This is a genomic window from Neobacillus sedimentimangrovi (genome assembly GCF_010614825.1).
Lineage (GTDB): Bacteria > Bacillota > Bacilli > Bacillales > Cytobacillaceae > Neobacillus > Neobacillus thermocopriae.
In genome coordinates this window covers 15374-41180 of sequence record NZ_JAAFZF010000005.1, presented here as the reverse complement: position 1 = coordinate 41180, position 25807 = coordinate 15374, and the positions used below count along the sequence as shown (strand labels likewise).

Here is a 25807-nt window from a genome sequence, read left to right as displayed (position 1 = left end):
AAATGACATAGACCTACTGGCCTATGTCATTTTCTATTTACATCTTCAATATATGCGCCCCATCAAAGAAGAATAAATATCTCTCCGCTACTTTTCTTTTCCAAATTTGTTCAATAGCTCTTGTATATAATTGGATCTGAAGCTTGTACCTGTTTTCAAGTATTGGCTTCGCTTGTTCAAAGCCCCCTTTGAAACGATCTGTTATTCCATCCGATTTATAATCAATGAGAATAAGACCAGCTTCATCCTCAAGAATACAGTCAATAATCCCTTGAACAAAAACCGACTCCTCTTCATCTTGCCAGTCCGGATATACATCCCGTGCAGGTAAAGATAAAGTAAATGGAACCTCTCGGTGGATCCTCTTGGCATGAAAATATCTGTTTCCCAGTACGGTCTGAAAAAACTGTACAATTAAGTCTGCATTTATTACAGCTGCCTGTTCGGGAGTTAACAATTCATTTATTACCATTTGATTCACTTGGTCAATTATCGATTCACTGCTGACAGGTCTATTTAAATCTATATGTTGCATGACCATATGCATTGCTGTTCCACGTTCAGCAGGACTTATTGACTTTTCCTGCATAAATTTCGGTCGCCTTAAGATGGGCTTTTTAAACCTTCGGACAATATCTGTTCCACTTTGCTCGTCCGCTATTTCCCTTTGTCGTTTGATTTCGGAAACGGATTGCTTAGAACGGTGTGTTACTGCATTTGTAAAAGTATAATTCCAAGAAAGTCGGTCAGTGACTTCTTCTGCAAAATCAGAGACAAGAGGAACCTTTTCCCCATTCCTCACCAGTTCAATAAAATCAGTTGTTTCCTGCCCTGTAATATTCTCCAGTCGATTCAGATCCTCCGCATTCAAAATCGAAATTTTCCAGGCTGAGGGATGCTGGGTAATTTCTTGAGGAACAAGTTCATTAGGCTTAACTGAAGCCTTTAATTCTGAACAATCCTTATGGCGAACTAAAGATGGGCCAATCCAGTCAATATAACTTGAAGCAGATGCCCGTTGGTAATCTTTTAATAGCCAGTCCGTTTGTTCAGATACATCATTCCATTGCTCAAATTGTTTTGCCGCATCTCTTAAAGTGGCGGTTAAATAGAGCTTCTCCTTAGCCCTCGTCATTCCTACATACAAGACGCGCATTTCTTCGGCAAGCATTTCCATTTTCTTTTTCCGCTTAAATGCTAGTTGTGGCAAGGCAGGATAAGTAATTCGCTTTTCTGCATTTACATACTTAGTAGCAAAGCCAGAATCCTTATCAAGTAAATAGGATTTATATAGATCCATCATATTAAATTGCTTGGCCATCCCTGCCATAAATACAATTGGAAACTCCAATCCTTTACTACTATGGATGGTCATAATTCGAACAACATCTTCCTGCTCACCAAGCGCTCTGGCTGCCCCAAGATCATCGCCTCTTTCCATCATTCGCTCAATAAAACGTAAGAAACGGAACAGCCCGCGGAAAGAAGTTTGTTCATAGCCCCTGGCTCGGTCATATAATGCTCTTAAATTAGCCTGCCTTTGTTTTCCTCCAGGAAGGCCACCAACAAAGTCATAAAAGTGAGTATCCCGATATAGCTGCCATATGAGTTCAGAAAGTGCTCCTTGCCTAGCGAGCCTACGCCATTCTTTCAATAATTCGTAGAAGTGTCGCACTTTATTATAAAATGCCTCATCCGTTTCAGCTTTCCGATTTTGACAGAAAGCACTTACCGCCTCCCAATACGAACCTCGCTTGTTATATAATCGGATTTTTGCCAACTCTTCTTCATTCAGACCGACAATCGGAGACCGCAACACAGAAGCCAAAGGAATATCCTGGTACGGGTTATCGATCACTCGAAGTAAAGAAATCATGATTGTCACTTCTGTTGCTTGAAAATACCCTGTTGACAAATCAGCATAAACTGGAATCCCTTGTTGCTTAAATTCTTCCATAATTTGCGGAGCCCAAGTCATAGAACGAAGCAAGATTACGATGTCACGATACCTTAGCGGCCTTTGTGATTTCGTTTTTGTATTATAAACTAATGTTTGCTTTTCTAGTAATTCCTTAATTTTAGTGGCAATCACTCTCGCTTCTAACTGAGATTGATCAAGATCTTCTGCATCAAAATCAGCTTTTACTATCTCTGGATCTGTCTCTTGGTTGGAAGGATCTTCTGACACTTCTGATTTTTGATCAATAATGATCAGCTGTGTCGGGTAAGAAATGTCCTCTGGATATGGGGCACCTTTCCGTAATTCAGCCGCTTCATCATATTCAATTTCTCCAACCTTAACTCCCATAATTTGCTTAAATATATAATTGGTAGCATCAAGCACTTCCTTCCGGCTCCGGAAATTCTGCGCCAAATCGATTCTAAGACCGGAACCAACTCCATCTGCTTTAAAGCGGTTATATTTGCTCAAAAACAAATTTGGCTCGGCCAAGCGAAATCGATAAATGGATTGCTTGACATCCCCGACCATGAACATATTTCCATTCGATTCATCTTCTTTAGCCACAAGCTTTAAAATGGTTTCTTGAACTAGGTTTACATCTTGATATTCATCTACATAAACCTCTTTAAACTGATGTCGATAGGAAATGGCAGCTTCAGATGGAATAAAATTTCCTTCTTCAGTAACATGATCCGTTAATATCTCAAGACAAAAATGCTCTAAATCAGCATAGTCGACAATTCCTCTTTCTCTTTTAACTTTTTCAAAACGATTGGAAAATTCTTCGACAAGATAGACTAGGGTTTTAATTAATGGAAGCATTTCCTCCATATCTCGCAAAAAACTTTCCGGTCCACGGGAAAACAGCTCGTCCTTAATATCTTGGAGTTTTTTCTTTGCACTTTCCCTCAGCTTTTGTGCCTTCGCCGTCAGCTCTTTATCATATTGATCCCCTCTCACCTGTTTCGCTCTAGAGAACGACCAGCATTGCATAGCATCATATAAAGCATTCCATGATTCCTGCTTTGCTTGAATTAACATGTCTATTACTGCCAAATCATCCGTAAAATTTTCTGCCCTTGGAGCTGGACCGCCGGGAAGCTTTGTAATATCCAATCCCCGCTTAATCATTTCCCTAGCTGCATTTAATTGCAGTTCAACATCAAACAGAAGGGCTTTAATAAACGGAAGTTCTTCAATATCAGTTATATTACTTACCTCATACATCGAAACAATAGTATTCAAGTATGCTTTCGGCAACGGATTAGACTTAGCAAAATCATAAATGGATTGAACAATATCCATTAATTCTCTATCACTTCGGTCACTTGTGAAGGAGTCAACCAAGGTAAAGAATGCGTCATTTCCTAGTTTTGCATATTCCTCCTCAAATAACTCATCCATCACTTCATCTCGGAGTAATTGTACCTCCGTTTGGTCGGCAATCCGAAAGCCAGGATCGACATCGATTAAATAATAATATTTACGGATAACCTCTAGACAAAAAGAATGAAGAGTTGAAATCGATGCTTTGTTTAACAAGCTAAGCTGTTTCCTTAAATGACGGGACGCAGGATCTTTATCAATGGCCTTTTCCAATGCTTCACCAATTCGGTGGCGCATTTCTGCCGCGGATGCATTAGTAAATGTCACGACTAGCAATTCATCCACATTGATAGGATCATCTTCTGAAAGGATTTTTCGAATAATTCTTTCCACAAGAACAGCCGTTTTCCCCGAACCGGCCGCCGCGGCAACTAGAATATCTTTATCCCTGGCCATTATCGCTTTCCATTGATCATCTGTCCAAGTAACTCCTTCTGGCTTTGGAGGTATCTCAATATTTGTCAATTTCACCCGCCTCCTTTCTTATAAGTGCAAACACATCTTCCTTTGTATGAGGGACGAGAATCCGGAATCGATTATCTTCAATCGATTCATCAAATTGGCACAACGATCTAAAAGAACAAAACGTACAAGGTATTTTATCCTTTAGTTTATAAGGAGAAATCTCGATATGACCATCAACAATTGCATTCCCAGTTTTTTGATAAAGGCTGCGAACATATTGTTTGAGATCTTCAAATTCTTGCAAACTCGCAACCTTAGATTTTTTTGTAAACTGCCCATCTTTTTTTATTCCGGCTGCAATAATCTGTGAATCTCCTGATTCTAACGTTTGATCCATTAGGCGAATGGCATTTAAATCATTTAACATTAATCCGTTCATTTTAAACTTTTTCATAATTTCTTTTTCAATTTCATCTATTGTTAACATTTTCGTTGTATGCACAAAAGGATTATGAACGTGAAAATAAAGAACACCTGCAGGACTGGCCTTCATCTCCACTAACTCATTAGAGTGGGTCATAACAATATCCAAATATGTTAACATTTGCAAAGCCAAACCATAATAAACCTCTGTCAAATTAACATCTTTCTCACTTGATTTATAATCAATAACCCTCAAATATACGCTATTATCTTCGCCTTTAGCCTGGTCCACCCTGTCAATTCGTCCAGCCAATTCCATTCTCTTCCCGTTTTTTAAGGTAAAGGACAGGGGTGGTAACTTTCCGTTTGGACCAAATCCCAGTTCGAGTCCTATTGGTGAAAAACCGCTAACCTTTGCATGTTCACTTAAAACAATAGACGCACGTGTAATAATTTGCTCGAGCTTTCGTTTCATATAATGATGGCGTTCCGAGCTTAGTAGAATTTCGTTTTGTAGCTTTGGTGCCAATGTCTTTATTGCTTCTTTTGACAAGTCCTCACATTGCTTTCTGGTCAACTGTGCCCAGGATATCTTATTCTTATTAACGATTTCAGCAATTTGCTTAAGAGCAGCATGAAACAACTCACCTATATCAGGTGCCTCCAAGCGGAAAATTTGCCGTTCCCTTAATTTAAGACCATGCTGGGCAAAATGGGAGAATGAACATGCATGGTATAGCTCCATACGGGAAACACTTGCCGTGATGGTTTCTCCATACAATTCATCTGCCGTTTCTTTCGAAAGTTTAATAGCTTTATTTGTATAAAAAAGACTTGAAAAAACCTTTTCTGCCTGTTCCTTCCTGCTACTTTCCATATAAAAGTTATATACATCCCACCACAAATTAGAGATTGGATAGTTCTGTTTCTTCAACTGAAGTTGGGCATTAAGGTAGGACAATGCAGTGGTAAAATTGGATACAAACATTAGCTGCTCTTCTTCCGAACATTGGGCAGGGTCTGCCAAAAAGGAGCGTAATATTGCGTTCGGAAACATTTCTTTCATTCTTTTAATATACGATGAAGGAAGTAATGCCTTACCTTCTTCATTTGCCAATGGGTAGCTAATATAAAGTAATTCTGAAGGTGCTGTAAAAGCTTTATAAGCAAGAAAATTTTCATCAAGTAAACGAACTCTGCTACTTGGGGCAACTTTGATTCCACACGCTGTCAACAATTCCCTGTCTTCCGTCGAAAGGATCCCCTCATCGGAAAGTTTTGCTGGCAATACTCCTTCATTGACCCCCACTATGAATACGACCTTAATCTGATTTAACTTTGATTTTTCCAAATCTCCAATTAATACTTGATCAAGTGCTGGAGGGATTAGGGAAAATTGCAAGGATTCAAAACCAGCCTCTAAAATAGATGCAAATGATTTAAGTGAAACGGATTGTTCCCCGAGTATTTCAACAAACTGGTCTAAAAGATCCACAACAGCATTCCAAACCTGTTCATGTTCCCTTGCTTTCACAAGGTCTCCTTTCTCTTCCGCCTCCATTTTCCACTTTTCCAGCTTTGTAGGAATATCTAATTCTTCTAAAAATAAATAGACAGCTTCACAAAGTAGCCTTCCAGTATCTGCTCTTTTTACCCGTCTTGAAAATCGCATTAGAGGTGCAGTAATCATGACTTTTAATTCATTAATTTCTTGTTCTATTGCTTTTTCCGCATCAGTTTGAGTAGTGCCTTCAAATTCTAATCCTCTTATGCGTCGATAAGTCCATCGCTCCTTCTTTGTCCACTTATTCCCATTGATTCCATAAGCCAAGCAATAGTTTTCCAGCCTGTCCATTTTTTCACGCATTTTATCCGGATTTTCTTGGAGCGGATAAATCAAGTCTGTTTTTATCACCCTAAATACAGGTTCATATCGCCAATAAGACAAGATTACCTCAAGGCTTGAACGAATTAATTCGATTAGAGGGTGATGCAGCATAGTCCTTTTTTGATCAATAAAATATGGGATCTGGTAGTCATGAAAAACGGGCTCAGCGATCTCAAGATAATCTCCGCCATTTCTAATTAATACGGCAATATCCCGATAGCGGTATCCTTTCGTACGAACCAACTCGCGAATTTCACGCGCAATCCCTTCCATCTCTGACCTACGATTGGCTGCTTCGCAAAGGTAAATATCGGTCTTTCCATAAAAAGGTACGGTTGGCCGTGAGTCAAAATTGGATTCCAAATGATGTAGTGATGGATTCACCCACTTTTTGGATTCCTTCAATTGAATTATTTCTTCAATGACAATGTTATTCGCTTGAGCTAAGTTATAAATGGTACAACAAGTCTCTTTTGCAGTTCGAAATAAATCAAGCTCGTCTAAAGAGGCATTCAAATTGAATGAATCTGCTGTCAAAGCGATAGATACTCTTCGACATTGCTTCATGAGTTCTTGCATGATTTCGTATTCCTGAGGAGTAAAACTATTAAAACCATCTATATATATTTCAGCCTCTTTTAAATAGGTTGAGGCAGTGATTTTTTCAGTAAGTAGGCGAAAATAATCTTCTGAATCAATATATTTCCCAAATATTTCATCTTCAAACTGTTGATAAATTACTTCTAAGTCATTTAATTTATCATGCAAGACTTTTGAAGTCGAACTGTTGTCCGCACCAACAAGATTATTTCCTTTGATAAGATCTTCTGGCCTGATGCAATACCGCTTAAATTCCGTAATCATTTGTTCTAATTGCTGTACAAAACCGTTCTTATCAGCTGCCTGATTAAAGATCGATAATCGTTCTCGTTGTTCATCGATAATTTTGCGAATTAACATATTCATACCTACACTGCTTAAGTGCGTCCGACTGATACCACCAGTTTCTTGCAGAATTCTCCATGCTAGGCGAGAAAAACTATACACTTGGGTACGAATCATCCCCCCAATTTCAGGATCCGTTGCAAGCCGATATTCGGACATGAATGTCATCTGTTCAGGAACAATATAAATGATTGGGGGACCAGCGGGGTCTTCAATAAGACGTTTCCGTATCTCTTCAAGGAATAATTCTGTTTTACCGCTTCCGGACCGACCCACTATCATTCTTAAAGACATATTCGAACCTCGCTTTCGCCTGATCTTGTATTTCCCATTTTACCACAAATTAAGCACAAACGTTTGGATCGCAAATGATCGATTAATGCCCAAATAGGGATTACTACATTTAAAACGGCAAAAAAATAACACGATGTTCCAATCGTGCTGCTAAATAATTTCTTTAAAAATGAATGTCCATTTCTTGTAGCGGCCAGTAACGGAGATCCACTTTGCCGACAACTTGATCAATAGAAATAAACCCAAAATGACGGCTATCCCAGCTGCCTAAGCGATTATCACCAAGCACAAATAATTTCCCCTCAGGAACCATTTTTTCTCCAGTAATTTCTTGTAAACTAAAGTCGCCGGTAAGCTTTACAGTAGCTGAATTTTTTTTATAAATATCTAAATATGGCTCGTCATATTTTTTTCCGTTAATATACAATTGATCATTGCGATACTCAATTTTATCACCTGGTAGCCCGATAATTCTCTTAACAAAATCTTCTTTCGCATTTGCATGAAAGACAATAACATCAAATCTTTCTAACTCTCCCACATGATAGCCAACCTTATTAACCACAAGCTTATTTCCATCCTGGAGTGTGGGCATCATCGATTCGCCTTCCACAACATAATTGGAAAAGAAAAATGTGCGAATAAAGACAAAAATAATCACTCCAATGGCAAAGGCTTTCACCCATTCCATACCTTCCTTTTTCCAATCATTCTTCACCATATCTCCTCCGTTTTTCCTGTTCAAGAAATTGTGTTACCTCTCTATATTGTTTCTTACCCGTACTCTTATTCAATCTTACTTCTATTCTTTTCCCAACATACCAAAGAATAAAAATAATCACTAAAACAATGATTGTCCGATATGGCTGCGTAATCAAGGAACGAATATCATACCCAATAAAGCTAATGGTAAAAATCATCACCATTTTTCCAATACCGACGGCAAGTATATATTGGGCAACACTTAGTCTCGAAAGTCCTGCAACAATATTGACAAGCGCCGAGGGAGTAAATGGAAAACAAAGCATTAGAAACAATGGACCAAAACCATGCTGTTCCACCCAGTCCATCAACCTATAGACCTTAGGGTGTCTCAGTAAAAATGCCAGAAGCCTTTTTTGGCCGTATTTTCGAACAAGTGAAAATACCAATAGTGCGCCAATACAGGAACCAAGCCAAGAATAAAGAAATCCTAGCCACAGCCCAAAAGCACTGGCATTGGCCATTACAAACAAAAATAAAGGGAGAAACGGCAGAAAGGCCTCAAGCACTGTCAAGAGAATACCAGGTAATGGGCCAAGGGATCGATACTCCTGAATAAGGTTCATAATATTTTCAAGTGTAAACCAAGCTCTAATCGATTCAAAATCCATCCGTGTTCTCCTTCATCTGTTTATAAGTCTATTCTAAATACTGTAGTATTGGTTATTTAGTAATAAATTCGTGAAGTGCTTGTTTATTTTTTTCAAGATCAAGCTTTAATATAAATCCTTCCCCTTTAACCCTTGTTTCAGTAAAGCCATCCTCTACAGGAATCCGGAGCGTTTCGACCGTTCCTCTATTGCCTGAAAAGAAATCCTTTCCTATAAAGATCATATCGGAGGTATCCATATTTGTATTGACATATGGGGTGAGGACACCAACTAATTTTGGAAGTTTGGCAATGGTTTGGATACTGCTAAGCTGCTCACCAATTGCTTTTACCGCCTTTTGCTGTCGTTCGACACGGCCAAAGTCCCCAACCGCATCTTGACGAAAACGGACATAACCAAGCAGTTGTTCTCCGTTTAACCGCTGAAGGCCAGGTTCTAATGTAACATCAATGTTTTCTGACATTTTCTTCTCCACATCTATTTCCACACCATTCGGAAATGCCTCATCAATTAAGTGAACAAAGCCTTGAAAATTGACAATCGCATAATATTGGAGATCAATATCAAAATTTTTTTTAATGGTTTGTCTCATCAACTCCGGGCCACCGTATGCGAAGGCTGAATTAATTTTATGTTTTCCACGTCCTGGGATATCAACATAGCTGTCCCTCATAATCGAGGTTAATTTAAATGTTCCTTTATCCTCATTATAATGAGCAATCATAATCGTATCGGCACGAGATTTTTCTTTTCCTCTAGCATCACTGCCTAGTAATAAAATATTCGTCCCTCCATACTGGTCTTTCTTTCCTTCAAACTTATAAACCATTTGTTCTTCTTCACGTGCTCCATTTAGTTTTTTTAAGGATTGGTTCACCCCTTGTTTATATTGAAAATAGGAATAACCAATAACACCGCCAAGTATGAATAAAAATAGGACAAATATTTTTTTCCATCTTCTCTTTTTCTTTTTACGATGTCTATCTGATCTCATTTTATCACCTTTAGGTTTGTTTTTTCCTTTACAATTGATTGGACTTCATTTTTGGTTTCTATGTTTCTTCTTTTATTCATTTTTCCCTTTCCTATTTCCTTCTATTATAAAAAACTTTCTCATGAAATCATTGAATTTGGCAAAAAAAAAACTCGCCTCTGGCAAGTTTTTTTACAAGAATGTACTATTGCTTTTGCTAAATCTATTGGATAAAATAAAAACAGAACATAAGTTCGATAATGTGAGGTGTGATTGTAAATGACCAGAATTCCAGAGAATGACCGTGACATTATGGAAAAAGCCATTTATTTACCTATGGTTTTAACCATCTTAAATCGGGATTTATTAGTTGTGAAAAATAGTCCATTTAAATTAAAAAAACCCTACCTGGAATTAATTGAAGAAACATTGAAGGAAATTCAAAGAGAATTGGCTGAGGCAAAACAGTATATGAAAAAGAATAAGCTTCAAGTGATTCAAACAAAACGGGACGATGCTTTTACAATGTACATGTTTATTTATAAAGGTTATGAAGAAAACCATAACTACTTTAATCCAAGAATCCGAAATAAGGTCCAAGAAATCATGGAAACCTATTTTTTAAAAAAACATCTATCCCGTTAATCATTGTTAATAATTACTATTCATAGTCATGAGATTTTTCCAAAGCCTGTAGCGTTTTCGGCCTGTCCATTAAATAAAAAGACATTTTTCTGCCTTCAATTCTTTGTAGCAGTTTTGTTTTTAATAAAGACGTCCTTAACATTTGCTTTTCGATCATGCCGTATGACACCGGTAATACATGAGTGTATTTATTCCGGAATGTTATAAGTGTTTGCTGTGGACCGATTCGACGGTAATTCTCAACATGTTCAGACGAAATCCAGATACATTCATTTCCGGCAGGTGATGTTGTTGGAAAAAAGAAAATCCGATTCGATGGCTCAATGGCAATGGGAACTTTTCTCGTATACCCTATTAACTGTTTTGTTCCTTTTTTCCGGCTCTCGTAATCAACCCCAAAATATTTACAGCTATTTTTGATAACATCTAATGGTTTTAAGGGAACTAAAAATTCATCACTTATTTCGATAACCTTTGTAAATAATTTGCTCCCATATTGAACCGGCTCCAATAACATGGTAAAAGAATTTACTTCATATTCTTCCAAATGCTGATTCAATCCCCTCAACTCCTAAACTAATTAGTTACTACCACATTTTAACATGTTATTGAAATTATTCCTCCCTTTTTCCTAAAAAGTTACCAAATTATTCACAATTCACAAAAGAAAATAATAAACAAAAATTACAAATTTATTGATATTATTCAGAAAAATCCATATAATAGAAAAAAGCGTCAGAGGTGATTTTCATGAACGAAAAATCCCACACGGAATTAATGAAAATGGATGCCATGAAACGCTATCAAAGAAAAGAAAATTTTGTTCAGGACCTCTACATTGAAATGCTCTTATCGGAAATTCAATTAAGGATTGAGAAAGAAAAATTATTACTAAAAATTGATTCAGCCATTGATCGTCGTGACAAAAAGACATTTCTTCTTTTAACGAGTAAACTTAAGGAAATAAATAAAAAATTTGGAACTTAAATCTGACCGTCATCGAACGGTTTATTTTTTTATTGAAAAAAGCTTAAGACAAAAAATGTCTCAAGCTTTTTCAATTCTAATCGTTACGATGTTTTATTTGGTATTCTTCGAGCCTTGAAATGCGTTCCAGCATCGAAGGATGACTATAGCGGAATATTTTAACTAAGAGTGGAGGATTTACTTGACTTAAACTGATCCTTGATAATTCTTGAAACGAAGAAATAGCGGCATCCGGATTTTTCGTCATTTCAATCGCATATTGATCTGCTCGAGATTCCTGATAACGTGAAACCAAATTAGAGAGCGGACTTGATGCAAACAACAACATGGATATAATCATAAAAAATAATGGTAGTGAACAGATATCCGAAACTTCCTTTGTTTTCAATTCATTTCCCCATCGTTCACAGGCCCAATTCATCAGCCGATATGTCAGGTATAAGCCGAATAATGACAGCAATAAATAGCCAGCAATCCCCCAATAAATATGTTTTTCCACATAATGGGCCATTTCATGAGCCATGATAAATAAGATCTGGTCATCATTCAGCTTATTTAATGTAGTATCCCATAGAACAATACGAGCATTGGATCCGATTCCCGTGACATAAGCATTTAATGCATTCGTTTTTTCCGCCATATTTACCTCGAAAACATGATCAGCAGGAATATCTGCTCGATCAGCCAGTGCTAAAATTTTCGTTTCCAATTCCTTATTTTTCAGTGGATAAAAATCATTATATAACGGATCGATGATTACAGGCTGGATAAACATCATAAATAATGTAAATGGGATGGATAGCAGCCATGCATAAAGCCACCAACGTTTCTTACTTTTTTGCATTAACCAATATAGGACTGGTACGATAATGAGCCACGTTCCATAATTCACCCAAAAATCAATCAGCTCATCCTTCATCCATGATGGAAAGGATTGGGTAGAGATATTATATGATTTTGAAAAGTGATAGCTAATATAACTGATGGGCAAAGTAGCGACAAAAGAAATAAGAGACAACCAAAAGAGATAAATCGGTGTTTGAAGTATTTTATATTTAGCTGAATCATCTGCCCACCGCTTAAATGTTTTTGAAAATCCAAATAATAATATTAGAAAATAAATGAGCCATTCAAGCGGTGTAGAAAGGAAAAATAAAAGATTTCTTATTTTAGAATATTCCTCGCTTAATTCCAGCTCCCTGCCATTTAAAAACGTTGATGGATCTGCCCTTGTTCCTTGATATTCAAAAGGCAATACCGGATCAGCGAAATGGAATAAATACCAGTAGAAAAACAATCCATATAAACAATAGGCTAGGACCGCATAGACCCCCATTTTTCTCACCATGTTATGTCCCCCTTTTTGTACAACCTCTCTATTACATAGTTTAGATGAAAAACGAAGAAATAGAACTCTATATTAAGAAAAGCGTAAGCACCCTGTTTAGCGGCGTATGGCTTCCTCCCAAAAGCTATCGCTTTCGGTCGTGCGATGTGAATGCTACCGAAGCTTTCCTTGTGGAGACTCTCCAACTGAGATAAAGGAAACACGAAGAACCGAAGGTGATTCGATGTTGACTTATCGTAGGGTGGAGACCGAAGGATACTAGCCGCTAGGGTGCTGAAGCTAGACAGTTCTCGAAGTCGATCAGATACTTTCTTATCTATTAGAAAAGCGTAAGCACCATGTTTAGCGGCGTATGGCTTCCTCCCAAAAGCTACCGCTTTCGGTTGTGCGATGCCAATGCTGCCGTAGCCTTCCTTGTGGTGGATCTCCAACTGAGATAAAGGATACACGAAGAGCCGGAGGAGATTCGATGTTGACTTATCGTAGGGTGGAGACCGAAGGATACTAGCCGCTAGGGTGCTGAAGCTAGACAGTTCTCGAAGTCGATCAGATACTTTCTTATCTATTAGAAAAGCGTAAGCACCATGTTTAGCGGCGTATGGCTTCCTCCCAAAAGCTACCGCTTTCGGTTGTGCAAATTGGATGCTCCGAGCTTTCCTTGTTAGAGGCTCTCCAAAGAAAAAAAGGAAACACATTGAGCCGTGATTCAATCGATGTTAACTTATCGTAAAGTAGAAAGTAAAGGACACGAGACACTAGGACAGTTGTGCTAGCTGATTATCGATGTCAAAAAGAAACATTCTTCAACTCAAGAAAAAAAGCCAGTACAATCTGGCTTACATGAGATAGGAGTAAAGTGTAAGGACAGCAATAGAGCCAATCACAACGACAATTACATTTGCTCCTAAATAGGAGGCAAGAAAAGCAGCACCAGCCCCTAACACCCCATACCAAATATCATCTTCTTTAATTAAAAGAATAGCCGGGAAAATTAATGCCCCTAATGTTGCATATGGAACATTTCTCAACACTCCCTGAATAAACGGAGGTAATTCCTTCCCCTTAAATAGGACAAAGGGCAACATCCTTGGAAGATATGTAACGATACCCATTCCGATAATCATCCAAAAAATATCAATTCTCATTCACTTCACCTCGTAACCTTTTCTTTATATACTCAATGGTTTCAATAAGAATAGCAGATAATAGGGTGGATGACACGATTGACCATCCCTGTGCCATCATTTGTCCCAAGGTAAAAATAGAATTAAAAACAGCTCCGAGCACAGCTAAAAGAAAAACTTTCGTACTCTTTTTCAAGGATGGAACCAACAATCCGATAAACATCGCATAGAGTGCTACCCCCATACTTTCCTGGAGTGTATGTGGCAGGCTTGCCCCAATCAAGTGGCCGACACCAGAAAAAATGACCCAGCTCGAGTATGATATAGAAATAAGGCCGAACATATAACCGGAAGAAACCGTCCCTTCCTTTGTTGCAGCGACTGAAAAGGTCTCATCCGTAATACCGAATGCGTAAATTATTTTGTTAATTAAACGATCCTCTTCTGCCTTTTCATTTAATGTTGCACTCATCAAAAAATGTCTAATATTCACGATAAAAGTGGTTAAAATAATCTCAAAGATTCCAGTCCCATAACTGATTAGGCTTAAAGATATATATTGAGATGCCCCCGCAAACACGATCAAACTCATTAAAACCGTTTCATAGATTGATAGCCCTGAAGTTTTAGCGAGAAGTCCAAAAGTTAAGGCAATCGGAAAATATCCAATCCCAATACTGATACCGCCCTGAACACCTTTCCGAAATGAAGAATTTACTTTTCCTATAGCCAAATCCGTCAAGTTGATCACCCCTTGTTTTGTTTCAATATAAAAATATATTTTAACAAATTTTCAGATAAATAGAAATAAAATAAACATGATGGATTATCCATCATGTTTATTTCCCTTTAAATACAGGCTTTCTTTTTTCAGCAAAGGCTTGCAATGCTTCAATTCGATCCTCGGTAGGTAGAGTGATTTCATAAGCTTTACGTTCTATTAGAAGTCCTGTGTTTAAATCTACATTCATCCCATTTTTCACAGCGAACTTCGCCTGCTGTAAAGCAACAGGTCCATTATTTAGCATAAGCGAACAAAAGGCAAGACATTCATCGAGAAGCTGGTCCTGCTCGACAACCTTGGTTAATAAATCATAAGAAAGAGCTTCATTTGCAGTCAACCGGCGAGCAGTTAATATAAGTTCTAATGCCTTTGCCTGACCTATTAACCGTGGGAGACGCTGTGTACCGCCTGCACCAGGTATAATGGCTAAACTTGTTTCTGTTAATCCCATCAACGCATTACTCGTTGCTATTCGAAAGTCACAAGCCAAAGCAAGCTCCATGCCACCACCGAAAGCAAATCCGTTTATCGCTGCAATAGTCGGCTGTGGCAATTGATCAATTGCATTAAACACCTCATTAATCTTATAAAGATTTCGTTTTACTTGTTCATCGCTTAAACTTTTTCTTTCCTTTAAATCAGCCCCGACACTAAAAGCCCTATCCCCAGCACCAGTAAAAATTACTGCACGAATATCCTTAGACATGCGAATATTTTCTACTGTTTCCTGTAAATCCAGTAGAGTGTCATAATTAAATGCATTCAAACTTTGAGGACGGTTAATAGTCACGATTGCAATATGATTATTCAATTCCAACAAAACTGTATCCATTATTCCCACTCCTTTCCTTTTTTACATTCGAAAAAGCTAAACAAAAAGCCTGCTTTTATAAAAAATTTTTAGGAAAAAATGGGTTATACAATTTGTGATACTTGTGCTTTAAGAGCCCTTCTTAAAATTTTTCCAGTTGTATTTTTTGGTAATTCTTCTAAAAAGAATACGGATGAAGGCACTTTATATTTAGCAAGATGTTCTTTACAATAGCTAATGATATCTACGTCTGTAAGGCCAGGATTTTTGCTAACTACATATGCATGTACTGCCTCTCCTTGATTTGGATCCGGAACACCAAGAACAACTGCTTCCACGATATCCGGATGCTCATAAAGAACTTCCTCAACCTCACGAGGATATACATTATATCCCCCAACAATAATCAAATCCTTTTTCCGATCAACAATATAGAAGTAACCTTCTTCATCCATTCTTGCCATATCACCTGTATAAAGCCATCCATTCTTGAGCACAGCTGCGGTCTCCTCCGGCATTTTATAGTAACCTTTCATCACGTTAGGACCGCGAACAATCAACTCTCCCACTACACCGTGAGGGACCTCTTCCCCAAGCTCATTGACCACCTTGGTTTCCACATTAATAATTGATGTTCCAATAGAACCCGGCTTGCGCGGACGATCTAGTGGATTAAAGCATGTTACCGGTGAAGCTTCAGATAAACCATAACCCTCAGAAATCAGCACATTAAATTTTTTTTCAAAATTATTTAACAAAGATACGGGAAGAGAGGCTCCACCAGAAATACAAAGTCTTAATGTTTTTAAATCCTCAGGATTTCCTTCCGGATATTGATAGAGAAAATTATACATCGTTGGAACACCGGCAAAAACGGTAGCTTTATAGTTTTTTGCTACTTGAAAGATTTCTTTCGGACTGAACTTAGGAACAATTAATAGTGTTGCTCCTCTTAATAAAGGCGCATTAAGGGCAACGGTCAGGCAAAAGACATGGAACATTGGTAAGGTAGTAATAACGCGGTCATCATTGTTCATATTTAAATAATCGCCAACATCCTTGGCATTGCTGTATAAATTTTTATGAGTGAGCATTGCACCTTTTGGTTTGCCAGTAGTACCAGAAGTGTAAAGAATAACAGCCGTATCATCGTCATGAAGAACGGCATCTTGGAAACTTAGATCCCCCGAAGATATTACATCTGTAAACGATTTCAATTTAGGGTAGACTGAAAGATTGGCAATACCTTTCTGATTTAATCCATTATGTTCTGTTTCACAGATAATATAACGCTCCACGGTTGGTAGGAGTGTATGCACCTTTTCGGCTAATGGGATCATCATGTCCAATCCGACAACGACCTTGACATCGCCATTATTGAGGATATACTCAATTTCATCTACGGTGTAAATTGGATTCACCGGGATGACAGTTGCTCCTAATCTTAATGCCCCATAAAAACTAATGACAAATTGCGGAGAATTCCCTAATAGCAGTGCAATATGATCTCCTTGTTTTACTCCTAATTTTGCAAGACCGGAAGCAAACTTTGTAATTGCCTCATCCAACTCAGCATATGTACTAGATTGTCCCATAAAGTAATAAGCGACTTTTTCGGCAGAAACCTTGGCAGTATCGCGAAGCTGTGAGGATAGGTTCATTTTACTCCTCCTTTTATGAATGAATGATCATTCATTTATTTATTTTAATTTTCTAAATATATTATATTGAATGACTTTTTGGTGTACAAGTATAATTTATAAAAATTCTGAAAAATAACCCGCTAGAAAAGGACAATCACCTTTGTCAGCTGCTAATAGCCTCTGCAAAAGCGATAAAGTTTGATCTTACAACACATGTGATACATGTTGACTATACATTTGGAGGAGTGGACGATCGCCTCTAGACTATTCTCGCAATCGGAATATTCATTCCTAACTAATAAATAAAGCACCTTAAAAAAGGTGCTTTTAAACTATTCATTAATATAGTAAGGAAATAAATTCTTCTTTTGAAATATTTCCAAAATAATGGTGTGTATTCAAATCAGCCAATGCCTTTTCAATTTCATTTTTCTCATAACGAATGCCTATGAGTTTTTCCTCTATTTCTCCAACATCACCGACACCAAAAAAGTCACCGTAAATTTTACAATTTTCAATCATCCCTTTATTTACTTCGAGCCGGACATCAATGGAACCTGCAGGGAATCGCTTTGAATGCTGCAAGTTAAATTTAGGAGATTTGCCATAATTCCACTCCCAATTTTGGTACCTTTCCTTTGAAAGTTGGTATATTTTCTCCCAATCTTTCTCAGTTAAAACATATTCCGGTACTTGCTCCTGCCCGTCAAAAATAAATTTTAATAGTAACGAGCGGAATTGTTCGATAGTGATTTTTTCCTCTAAAAACTCTGAAATATTGGCTACCCTACTTCTAACAGATTTAATCCCTTTTGATTCAATTTTATCTTTTTTCACCTTTAAGGCTGATACCACATTTTCAATCTCCGAATCAAATAATAATGTTCCATGGCTAAACATTCGACCTTTTGTTGAAAATTGGGCATTACCTGAAATTTTCCTTCCATCCACTTCTATATCATTGCGGCCGCTCAGCTCAGCGTTAACACCCAATTTTTTTAATGCAGCAGTAACAGGTTCCGTGAATTTTCGGAAATTGTGAAAACTTTCCCCATCATCTTTTGTAATAAAACTAAAATTTAAATTTCCTAAATCATGATAAACAGCTCCCCCACCTGAAAGTCTTCTTACAACATGTATTCCATTTTTCTCAACATACTCAGTATTGATTTCTTCAATGGTGTTTTGATTTTTCCCGATAATGATAGACGGTTCATTTATGTAAAATAATAAGTACGTTTCATTTATATCAAGATTTTTTAAAGCATATTCCTCAATCGCTAGATTTATCCGGGGATCAGTTATTCCTTTATTATCAATAAATAACATGCTTAAAAGGCCTCCTTTAAAGTGCTACCGTTAAAAATTCGTCGGCAAGCTTTATTATACCAGTAAACTCTCTAGATGCCTCATTAAGCAAATCAGAAAGATTACCATAGTGAGGTAGGTGAGTAAGAATTAATTGATGGACAGCTGCTTGTTGAGCATACCGACCAGCCTCTATACTGTTCATATGACCTGCCGACTTTCCATCTTGCCCTCCATAAAAATTACATTCGCAAAGTAAAACATCTGCTCCTTTGCTAAATCCAATAAATTCTTCTTTAAAGGCACTATCCGCGGTATAGACTAACTTTTTACCACCTGCTTCTATTTTCATTGCATAACAAGGCACCGGATGGTCAGTTTTTAAAAAGGAAATATTAAAAGGTCCTACAGTTAAAAGCTGACTCGGATCATAGGCCACTCCTTTGGTAATATTCTTATAAGTTAATTTCGAAAATTCAAATTTATTAAATGAATGGCCATAGATCGGTAATGTTGGAACTTCTTTCCCTAAGAACCCCTGGATAAGCCTAGCATGCTGCAATACTCCAATATCAGCAATGTGATCTGGATGATAATGCGAGAGAATTACTGCATCCAATTCTTCTGGAGCTAAAATATTTTGTAATTTAGATAGTACTCCACTTCCACAATCTATTAACAACTGAAATCCTTCATGTTCCAGTAAGTATCCTGCGCTTGCTGCATTTTTCTTTGGATAGCCTCCCCAGAATCCGATAACCGTTAATTTCATGATCTATTACCTCCCATTCTTTATTTATTACTATTTCCAATTGACATACTTTCCCTATTATTAATACAGAAAAAACCAGCCAAATCAAATGATTATAGCTGGTTTTTTCATCATCATTCATTCACATGTAGCTTATATGATTGACGATATTTAATTGTAAAATAAATAATGGTTAAAATGGCAAACAATAAGATATAGCTTAATAAAATGAAACTATTATGCCACATGAAACTGTAGTCTCCACTTGAGATTACCGCTTTAAAGCCAAAGACTGTATATGTCATTGGAAGATATGCATTAAAATGCTGTAAAAATTCCGGAATTAATTCAAGTGGAAATGTTCCAGCACTTGTTGTTAATTGGAAAATCAAAATGATGATAGCAATAAAGCGACCCGCATCTGCAAAGGTTGTTACTAAAAATTGAACAAGAGCAATAAACGTCAAGCTAGTTAATATGGAAAAGAAAATAAACTTTGGAGTACTTTGGACATGCAAGTCTAATCCGAATAAAAGAATTGCGTCAGCCAATAACGCCTGAACGATCCCAACTCCAGCCATAATTAAAAACTTCCCTGCAAACCAGTGGAATCCGCTTGACGGCTTCACAACTGTATCACGCATTGGGAAAACAATAGATAACAGCAAGGCACCGACAAATAAGCCTAATGATAAGAAATAAGGTGCAAATCCTGTGCCATAGTTAGGAACTGGGTTTAGTTTTTCATCAGCTAGTTTGACTGGTTTAGCCATCATATCATACGTTTTGTCCGTTGCATGAACTTTGGAAGCTTCAGTTGCTCCTTCTGACAACTTATTAGCCAATTCCTTCGTTCCATCTGTAAGTGTGTCTGATCCTTCTTTAAGCTGTTCGGATCCAGCTGCTAATTTTCCTGTCCCTTCTGTTAATTGATCTGTTCCATTAGAGAACTGTTTTAAACCGGAAGATAGTTCCGTTGCCCCATTATTTAATGCTGTTGCTCCCTCATATAACTGATGAATTCCATTCTGTAGTGTTTTTTGATTTTCATTGATTGTCCCAATACCACTGATTAATTGGTCAAAGTAAGGATTTGTTTTATTCTCTATTTTCTTTTCCAATCCGTTTGAAGCACCACTAAGCTGACTATTTAACCCTGTCTTAAATTGATTGAAACCTTCATCTAATTTAGAATCAAGCTCAGTTAAAATTTGTTGTTGCAGCTGTTCTTTAGACGGTGTATTTTGTTGCATTTGAGTCATTATTCCACTCACAAGCTGTGGTGATACACCATTTTGAATTAATGCATTTGAAAGCTGCTCCATTTTTGCGGTTTGCTCATCTATTAATTGCTCCGCTATTTGTGCTGATAATGATGTTGATAATTGAGATTGAAACTGATCAATCCCCTTATTTAATTGACCTATATTTCCAGTTAATTGTTTTTCGATTTCAGAAGCAATTCCAGCAGGAAGTTCTCGTTTTAGCTGTTCTAAACCAGAATGCACTTTGTTAGTTCCTTCAATCAACAATGGAAGGCTATCATCTGCCTTACCTAAACCTTTTTTAATTTCCAAAGTTCCTGCTGAGAGTTTTTGGGAACCTAGAGCCGCCTCTTTGGAACCTTCACGAAATTGAATGGATTTTTCCGCTAAAGTGGCAAGGCCTTTATTTAATTCTTTTGTTCCTTCATTTAATGCAACTGTACCATCGCTTAATTTTTCAGCACCTTCACTTGCCTTCTCAACTCCATCAGCAAGCTCAGATATTTTCTCAAACATGGTTTCCGCATATGTCTCCGTTACTTTTTCAGATACAGCAGTTTTAATTTTTTCAACCGCTGTTCCCCCGATTTGAGAAGATAGAAAGTTAAAACTTTCATTTGGTATATATTTTAATTCCAACTTTTTTGGGTCATCATCTAATAATGTCGTTGCATTTTTAGAAAAATCTTTTGGAATCTCTATGAGCATGTAGTATTTTTGGTTTTTTAGCTGTTTATACGCTTTTTGTTTGTCAACTTTTTCAAATCCAAAGTCTTTGCTTTTCTCCAGTTTTGCTACAAGGTCATTACCAAGATGTAATTGATCTCCTTCAAATTCAGCTCCCTGGTCCTCATTAACTATTGCAACGGGAAGTTTACTTAAATTTGCATAAGGATCCCAAAAAGCCCAAAGAAACATGCCTGCATATAACACTGGAACAAACATAACTGCAATTATTGGGATTAAAACCTTTTTATTTTTAAAAATGGTAGAAAGCTCTTTTTTAAAGAAATGATTTTTCATCTTTCATGCCTCCTTTTATAAAAATTGACTATTTTATTCATTTGGTCAATACACTACAAAAAAATAAACCCCAAAATATCTGTAAAAAAACAAAATGACCAAATGAACATATCAGTCATTTATTATCACCCAATGAGTATACTCCTATTTTTCCCCGTTTGCAAGTAGAAAAGCGAAAGTCCCCTGCTCAGTAGTGTATGGCCTAAAGATTCTCCAACTGAGATATAGGAAACAAGATGAGACTGTGTCGAATCGATGTTGACTTATCATAGGACGGAGACCGAAGGCGTCTCGCCCTCTAGGGTGCTTTCACTAGATCATTTTTAAAGTCAAATTAAATCAAAAAAGGGGCTGTCCGGAAAGTGGTATTTCAGCCGAAATCTTTATAAAAGCAAAACCCAAGAATGCTGTTAAATCAACATTCTTGGGTTTTTAATTTGGGTTCATTTTTCTCTTAAATGGACTTTTTAGACAGCCCCTTTTATCTTTAAATATTCTAAAACTCCTTTAACAGCAGCTTCTCCCTGATCGATACAATCAGGTACACCTACTCCACCATAAGAAGCACCAGCCAGAAATACACCCGGAAGCTCTTGCTTCATTTTTTCCAAAATCGTTGCAAGACGCTGTTTGTGGCCTACTGTATATTGTGGCATGGCATTTTTCCATCGTGAAATGATCGAAAAATCGGGATTCATCGTGATATCCATTGTTTTCTTCAAATCATCCAGAACAATTTTATTAATTTGATCATCGGAAAGATCGACAATGGTCTCATCACCGGCCCTACCTACGTAACAGCGAAGTAACACTTTTCCTTCTGGCGTAGAATGCGCCCACTTTTTATGTGTCCAAGTACATGCAGTAATTGAATAATCACTATTTCTAGATACGACAAATCCAGTTCCATCAATATCATTCTTAATTGCTTCCTTCGGAAAAGCCATTGCAACTGTGGCAACAGATGTAGATGGTACAGTTTTTAATGGATCAAAAAAACGATAATCAGAAAACATAGACTGAGTGATTTGGTGCGGAGTTGCTGCGATAACGCAGTCTGCCGTCATTTCTTCTCCGTTATTAAGAAAAATTCTATATTGACTATTCATTCTTGTAATCTTCTCAACTTTATGTCCTTTTAAAATAGAATGAGGATCAAGCTTTGCTTCTATTGCTTCGGCAAATGACTGTAATCCCGTTTTAAAGGTCAGGAAAGCCCCTTTGGTCGGCTTATTTTGTACAGGCTGCTTTGCCTGATTAGGGGTAGATTTTTTCATACCAATAATTAAACTACGATACTTTTGTTCTACCTCATAAAATTGGGGAAATGTTGACATTAAACTGAGTTGATCAATGTCCCCTGCATAGATACCTGACAATAAAGGTTCGATTAAATTTTCAACGACCTCATTACCTAATCTTCTGCGGAAAAATTGTCCCAAAGCTTGGTCTTTTCCAGCTTCTGAACGCGGAAGTAGAAAATCTGCTGCAGCTCTCAGCTTACCGGGAATTGAAAAAAGACCAGTGGTGATAAAGGGGCCAATTTCCGTCGGGATCCCCATGATAGATCCACCAGGCATCGGATGAAGTTTATTATTAACCAATACATACGATTTACCCGTAGAGTTATGGACTAATTGATCATCCATCCCAACCTCTTTAGCCAATCTAATCATACTTGTTTTTCTAGCTAAAAAAGAATCCGGTCCCCGCTCAATCGTAAAACCGTCCCTTCTGACAGTTTGTAATTTCCCCCCGAGACGGTGAGACGCTTCAATTAGTTGAATATCGATCGGAAGTTGATTTTCCTTTATTTTTTTTTGCAAATAGAAGGCTGAGGTCAGTCCGGCAATTCCTCCCCCAATGATAACAACTTTCTGTTTTTCTTCCGCCACGGAAGTCACCCTCTTTCGTTACCTGAGTTTCCTTTACTGTACTGCTTTTAAAACAACAGACGCCAATGCATCAATAAACTCTTCTTTGGCATTTGGCATTTCCGGGCGATAATAGCTGGCACCAATTTCATCAGTTACAGCTTTACATTCAATATCATTATCATACAGTACTTCAAGATGATCAGACACAAATCCCACTGGTGCATAGACAAATGCTTTATATTGATGTTTATTATATAAATCTCTTGTTAAATCTTGTACATCAGGTCCTAACCATGGCTCAGGCGTATTGCCGGCACTTTGCCAACCAATCACATAATTTTTTACACCCGCTTGTTTAGCAATTAATGTCGCTGTATCCTGTAGCTCTTGTGGATATGGATCTCCAAACTGCAATATTTTCTCTGGCAAACTATGAGCAGAAACAATAAGAACCGCTGCTTGTTTCTCTTCTTCAGGCATACGATCAAAAATTCTTTTGACTTGATCCGCCCAATAATTAATAAATTTCGGCTCTTTATACCAGCTCTCAATTGTTATAATTTTAGGCCCACCGAGTTTCTCTGCTTCCTGTACTGCTCTTCCATTATAAGATTTAACGCTAAATGTAGAAAAATGTGGTGCTAGTACAATACTTACGGCTTCTGTAATACCATCTTCATGCATCTGCTTAACAGCATCCTCGATAAATGGTTCAATATGTTTTAATCCGAGGTACATTTTAAATTGGATCTGATTTTGAATTTTATTTAAATGTTCTTCCAGTTTTTCTGCTTGTGCAAGGGTAATTTTAGCAAGCGGTGAAATTCCCCCAATTGCTTCGTAACGATTACGGAGATCCTCCAGCATTTCGGTAGTTGGCTTTCGCCCATGTCGAATATGAGTATAGTACCGTTCTAGATCATCTAAAGTGTAGGGTGTGCCGTATGCCATAACGAGCAAACCCATTTTCTTTTTTGTCATATGTACACCTCTTTGAATAATTCCATTTTCCCTATCAAATTAGGGACAGGGCCATAAAGATAAAGCAATCATCCATGCCTCCTTTATGCCCCTTTTTTCACAGCTTATTATATTGTGCCAAAAATCCTAAATATTTACCAAGTAAGTTGCTTCAATCACAGATTTTAACGCTTTTTCTGTATTGAAGAATATTCATGGATAAAGGCTGTTAATCTCTTTAATGTTTCTGGATTAACAGATGGAAATACGCCGTGCCCTAAATTGAAGATATAACCATCCTGAGCCATACCTTGATCTAAAATTGCCTTGGCACGTTCCTCCACAACTTCCCAAGGAGCTAACAAAATGGCTGGATCCATGTTACCTTGAATTGTTTTGTGAATCCCTAGTTCCCTTGCCTGTTTAATAGGAAGTCTCCAGTCTAGTCCAACGACATCAAGTGGTAAATCATTCCATTCTAATGCAAGGTGGCTAGCTCCCACTCCAAACATGATCAATGGAACATTTTCTTCTTTTAATGCAGAAAAAATTCGATTCATAATTGGCTTAATATAATTGCGATAATCTTCTACATTTAACGCTCCAACCCATGAATCAAAAATTTGAATTGCACTCGCACCAGCATTAATTTGTGCTTTCACATATGTAATAATCATATCTCCGAGCTTATCCATTAGAGCAAACCATGCTTTCGGCTCTGCATACATAAATGCCTTCGTTTTATTGTAATTTTTGGAAGGGCCGCCTTCAATCATGTAACTAGCCAGCGTAAACGGTGCACCAGAAAAGCCAATTAATGGTACCGATAATTGCTCCTCTGTCAATAGTTTAATTGTATCTAAAACAAAAGGGATATCCTCTTCAGGATTAATTTCTCCAAGCTTTTCAACATCTGCAAGTGAACGAATGGGATTGTCGATCACAGGACCTACACCAGACTTAATGTCTACATGAACGCCCATTGCAGGTAGCGGTGTCATAATATCTTTGTATAAAATCGCTGCATCTACGTTATACTGTTCTACAGGCAAACGTGTTACATAAGCACATAATTCAGGTTGATGAGTAATTTCAAATAAAGAATACTTTTCTTTAATCTCTCTATATTCTGGTTGTGAACGTCCTGCCTGACGCATATACCAAACAGGAACGTAATCTGTTTTCTCTCCGCGCGCAGCTCTCAAAAATGTGTCGTTTATTTGCTTTTTCATAAAATGAATTTCCACCTTTCAAAGACATGTCTGTTTCCCATTGTAATATATAAAGGGCAAATTTAAAAACTTTCAAGTAGGTAGACAGTTTCACTATATCGGTTATTCTTGTATAAGTATAGCCAGCTGTATGATCTGTCATAAAAAATTCGAATTTATGTTTGTAAAATTTGTCATTCTGTGTGTTTTGCACGGTTATCCACTAAACCTTGAATAGTATCGTTTTCCAAAGAAGAGAAAGGTATAAATTTGATAAAAACATAATAGCTTTCTCTTTTTTTTAATAAAGATAGACGCCTTAGCGTCCTAACATCTTCGCTGTCATCCCCACGATCAGACCACATCAATTCTCTTCTTGGCTCATTGTATTTCCTTTATCTCAGTTGGAGCCCTCCTGGT

19 protein-coding genes are annotated in these 25807 nt (G+C 37.4%); 2 read left to right on the top strand and 17 right to left on the bottom strand.

What is annotated here, in order from left to right; all coding sequences use genetic code 11:
• Window positions 1-37: 37 nt before the first annotated feature.
• The 5 genes from addA to GZA11_RS03540 all read right to left on the bottom strand — a co-directional run bounded on the left by addA (window position 38) and on the right by GZA11_RS03540 (window position 9671).
• On the bottom strand, window positions 38-3814 hold the full coding sequence (gene addA, locus GZA11_RS03560) for a helicase-exonuclease AddAB subunit AddA (protein ID WP_163182912.1): 3777 nt from the start codon (window positions 3812-3814) through the stop codon (window positions 38-40).
• Window positions 3801-7304 carry a helicase-exonuclease AddAB subunit AddB gene (gene addB / locus GZA11_RS03555; protein WP_163182910.1) on the bottom strand — a complete coding sequence of 1168 codons (3504 nt, stop codon included), beginning with the start codon at window positions 7302-7304 and terminating at the stop codon, window positions 3801-3803. Before addB ends, addA begins: the two co-directional genes overlap by 14 nt.
• Before the next feature lie 163 nt (window positions 7305-7467).
• Window positions 7468-8022 carry a signal peptidase I gene (gene lepB / locus GZA11_RS03550; protein ID WP_038540296.1) on the bottom strand — a complete coding sequence of 185 codons (555 nt, stop codon included), beginning with the start codon at window positions 8020-8022 and terminating at the stop codon, window positions 7468-7470.
• Complete coding sequence (locus GZA11_RS03545; RefSeq protein ID WP_038540293.1) at window positions 8012-8677, bottom strand: TVP38/TMEM64 family protein; 666 nt, start codon at window positions 8675-8677, stop codon at window positions 8012-8014. The genes lepB and GZA11_RS03545 overlap by 11 nt, the downstream gene beginning before the upstream one ends.
• 52 nt (window positions 8678-8729) lie before the next feature.
• Window positions 8730-9671 (bottom strand): LCP family protein, encoded by a 942-nt coding sequence (locus GZA11_RS03540; RefSeq protein ID WP_038540289.1) that lies wholly within the window; start codon window positions 9669-9671, stop codon window positions 8730-8732.
• Window positions 9672-9929: 258 nt separating this feature from the next.
• Between GZA11_RS03540 and GZA11_RS03535 the strand changes: the two genes are divergently transcribed.
• Complete coding sequence (locus GZA11_RS03535) at window positions 9930-10295, top strand: hypothetical protein (protein WP_038540286.1); 366 nt, start codon at window positions 9930-9932, stop codon at window positions 10293-10295.
• A gap of 16 nt (window positions 10296-10311) precedes the next feature.
• On the opposite strand, the gene GZA11_RS03530 is transcribed toward GZA11_RS03535, so the two are convergent.
• The gene (locus GZA11_RS03530) at window positions 10312-10854 is read right to left on the bottom strand and encodes a competence protein ComK (protein ID WP_038540283.1); all 543 of its coding nucleotides are present in this window, start codon (window positions 10852-10854) and stop codon (window positions 10312-10314) included.
• Window positions 10855-11045: 191 nt separating this feature from the next.
• Between GZA11_RS03530 and GZA11_RS03525 the strand changes: the two genes are divergently transcribed.
• Complete coding sequence (locus tag GZA11_RS03525; RefSeq protein WP_038540281.1) at window positions 11046-11282, top strand: IDEAL domain-containing protein; 237 nt, start codon at window positions 11046-11048, stop codon at window positions 11280-11282.
• Window positions 11283-11358: 76 nt separating this feature from the next.
• Here the strand turns inward: GZA11_RS03525 and GZA11_RS03520 are convergent, their stop codons facing one another.
• From GZA11_RS03520 to hemE, 11 genes are all read right to left on the bottom strand, one after another.
• Window positions 11359-12630, bottom strand: a complete 1272-nt coding sequence (locus GZA11_RS03520) for a M48 family metallopeptidase (protein ID WP_038540278.1) — start codon at window positions 12628-12630, stop codon at window positions 11359-11361.
• Between the two features lie 836 nt (window positions 12631-13466).
• On the bottom strand, window positions 13467-13775 hold the full coding sequence (locus tag GZA11_RS03515; protein ID WP_163182908.1) for an AzlD domain-containing protein: 309 nt from the start codon (window positions 13773-13775) through the stop codon (window positions 13467-13469).
• Complete coding sequence (locus GZA11_RS03510) at window positions 13765-14496, bottom strand: AzlC family ABC transporter permease (RefSeq protein WP_038540273.1); 732 nt, start codon at window positions 14494-14496, stop codon at window positions 13765-13767. Before GZA11_RS03510 ends, GZA11_RS03515 begins: the two co-directional genes overlap by 11 nt.
• 97 nt (window positions 14497-14593) lie before the next feature.
• Entirely contained in the window at window positions 14594-15370 is a 777-nt protein-coding gene (locus GZA11_RS03505; RefSeq protein ID WP_038540269.1) for an enoyl-CoA hydratase-related protein, read from the bottom strand.
• Between the two features lie 83 nt (window positions 15371-15453).
• On the bottom strand, window positions 15454-17010 hold the full coding sequence (locus GZA11_RS03500) for a fatty acid--CoA ligase family protein (RefSeq protein WP_163182905.1): 1557 nt from the start codon (window positions 17008-17010) through the stop codon (window positions 15454-15456).
• Window positions 17011-17331: 321 nt separating this feature from the next.
• Window positions 17332-18321, bottom strand: coding sequence for a lipoate--protein ligase (locus tag GZA11_RS03495; RefSeq protein WP_163182903.1), 990 nt, complete (start codon window positions 18319-18321; stop codon window positions 17332-17334).
• A 16-nt stretch (window positions 18322-18337) separates the two neighbouring features.
• Window positions 18338-19072: an MBL fold metallo-hydrolase gene (locus tag GZA11_RS03490; RefSeq protein WP_163182901.1), complete on the bottom strand. Its 735-nt coding sequence runs from the start codon at window positions 19070-19072 to the stop codon at window positions 18338-18340.
• A gap of 113 nt (window positions 19073-19185) precedes the next feature.
• On the bottom strand, window positions 19186-21339 hold the full coding sequence (locus GZA11_RS03485) for a YhgE/Pip domain-containing protein (RefSeq protein WP_163182899.1): 2154 nt from the start codon (window positions 21337-21339) through the stop codon (window positions 19186-19188).
• Window positions 21340-21806: 467 nt separating this feature from the next.
• Complete coding sequence (hemY, locus tag GZA11_RS03480) at window positions 21807-23234, bottom strand: protoporphyrinogen oxidase (protein ID WP_163182898.1); 1428 nt, start codon at window positions 23232-23234, stop codon at window positions 21807-21809.
• Window positions 23235-23267: 33 nt separating this feature from the next.
• On the bottom strand, window positions 23268-24197 hold the full coding sequence (gene hemH / locus GZA11_RS03475; protein ID WP_163182896.1) for a ferrochelatase: 930 nt from the start codon (window positions 24195-24197) through the stop codon (window positions 23268-23270).
• Window positions 24198-24361: 164 nt separating this feature from the next.
• Window positions 24362-25408: a uroporphyrinogen decarboxylase gene (hemE, locus tag GZA11_RS03470; protein WP_163182894.1), complete on the bottom strand. Its 1047-nt coding sequence runs from the start codon at window positions 25406-25408 to the stop codon at window positions 24362-24364.
• Between the last annotated feature and the right edge of the window lie 399 nt (window positions 25409-25807).

Excerpts from the sequence above, each read along its gene's own strand:
- GZA11_RS03540 (WP_038540289.1), bottom strand. The coding sequence starts at position 9,671 with ATGAGATCAGATAGACATCGTAAAAAGAAAAAGAGAAGATGGAAAAAA.
- GZA11_RS03505 (WP_038540269.1), bottom strand. The coding sequence starts at position 15,370 with ATGGATACAGTTTTGTTGGAATTGAATAATCATATTGCAATCGTGACT.
- hemH (WP_163182896.1), bottom strand. The coding sequence starts at position 24,197 with ATGACAAAAAAGAAAATGGGTTTGCTCGTTATGGCATACGGCACACCC.
- GZA11_RS03490 (WP_163182901.1), bottom strand. The coding sequence starts at position 19,072 with ATGAAATTAACGGTTATCGGATTCTGGGGAGGCTATCCAAAGAAAAAT.
- GZA11_RS03495 (WP_163182903.1), bottom strand. The coding sequence starts at position 18,321 with ATGTTATTTATTGATAATAAAGGAATAACTGATCCCCGGATAAATCTA.
- GZA11_RS03525 (WP_038540281.1), top strand. The coding sequence starts at position 11,046 with ATGAACGAAAAATCCCACACGGAATTAATGAAAATGGATGCCATGAAA.
- GZA11_RS03500 (WP_163182905.1), bottom strand. The coding sequence starts at position 17,010 with ATGAACCTATCCTCACAGCTTCGCGATACTGCCAAGGTTTCTGCCGAA.
- GZA11_RS03485 (WP_163182899.1), bottom strand. The coding sequence starts at position 21,339 with ATGAAAAATCATTTCTTTAAAAAAGAGCTTTCTACCATTTTTAAAAAT.
- GZA11_RS03520 (WP_038540278.1), bottom strand. The coding sequence starts at position 12,630 with ATGGTGAGAAAAATGGGGGTCTATGCGGTCCTAGCCTATTGTTTATAT.
- GZA11_RS03535 (WP_038540286.1), top strand. The coding sequence starts at position 9,930 with ATGACCAGAATTCCAGAGAATGACCGTGACATTATGGAAAAAGCCATT.
- GZA11_RS03515 (WP_163182908.1), bottom strand. The coding sequence starts at position 13,775 with ATGAGAATTGATATTTTTTGGATGATTATCGGAATGGGTATCGTTACA.
- GZA11_RS03545 (WP_038540293.1), bottom strand. The coding sequence starts at position 8,677 with ATGGATTTTGAATCGATTAGAGCTTGGTTTACACTTGAAAATATTATG.
- addB (WP_163182910.1), bottom strand. The coding sequence starts at position 7,304 with ATGTCTTTAAGAATGATAGTGGGTCGGTCCGGAAGCGGTAAAACAGAA.
- hemE (WP_163182894.1), bottom strand. The coding sequence starts at position 25,408 with ATGAAAAAGCAAATAAACGACACATTTTTGAGAGCTGCGCGCGGAGAG.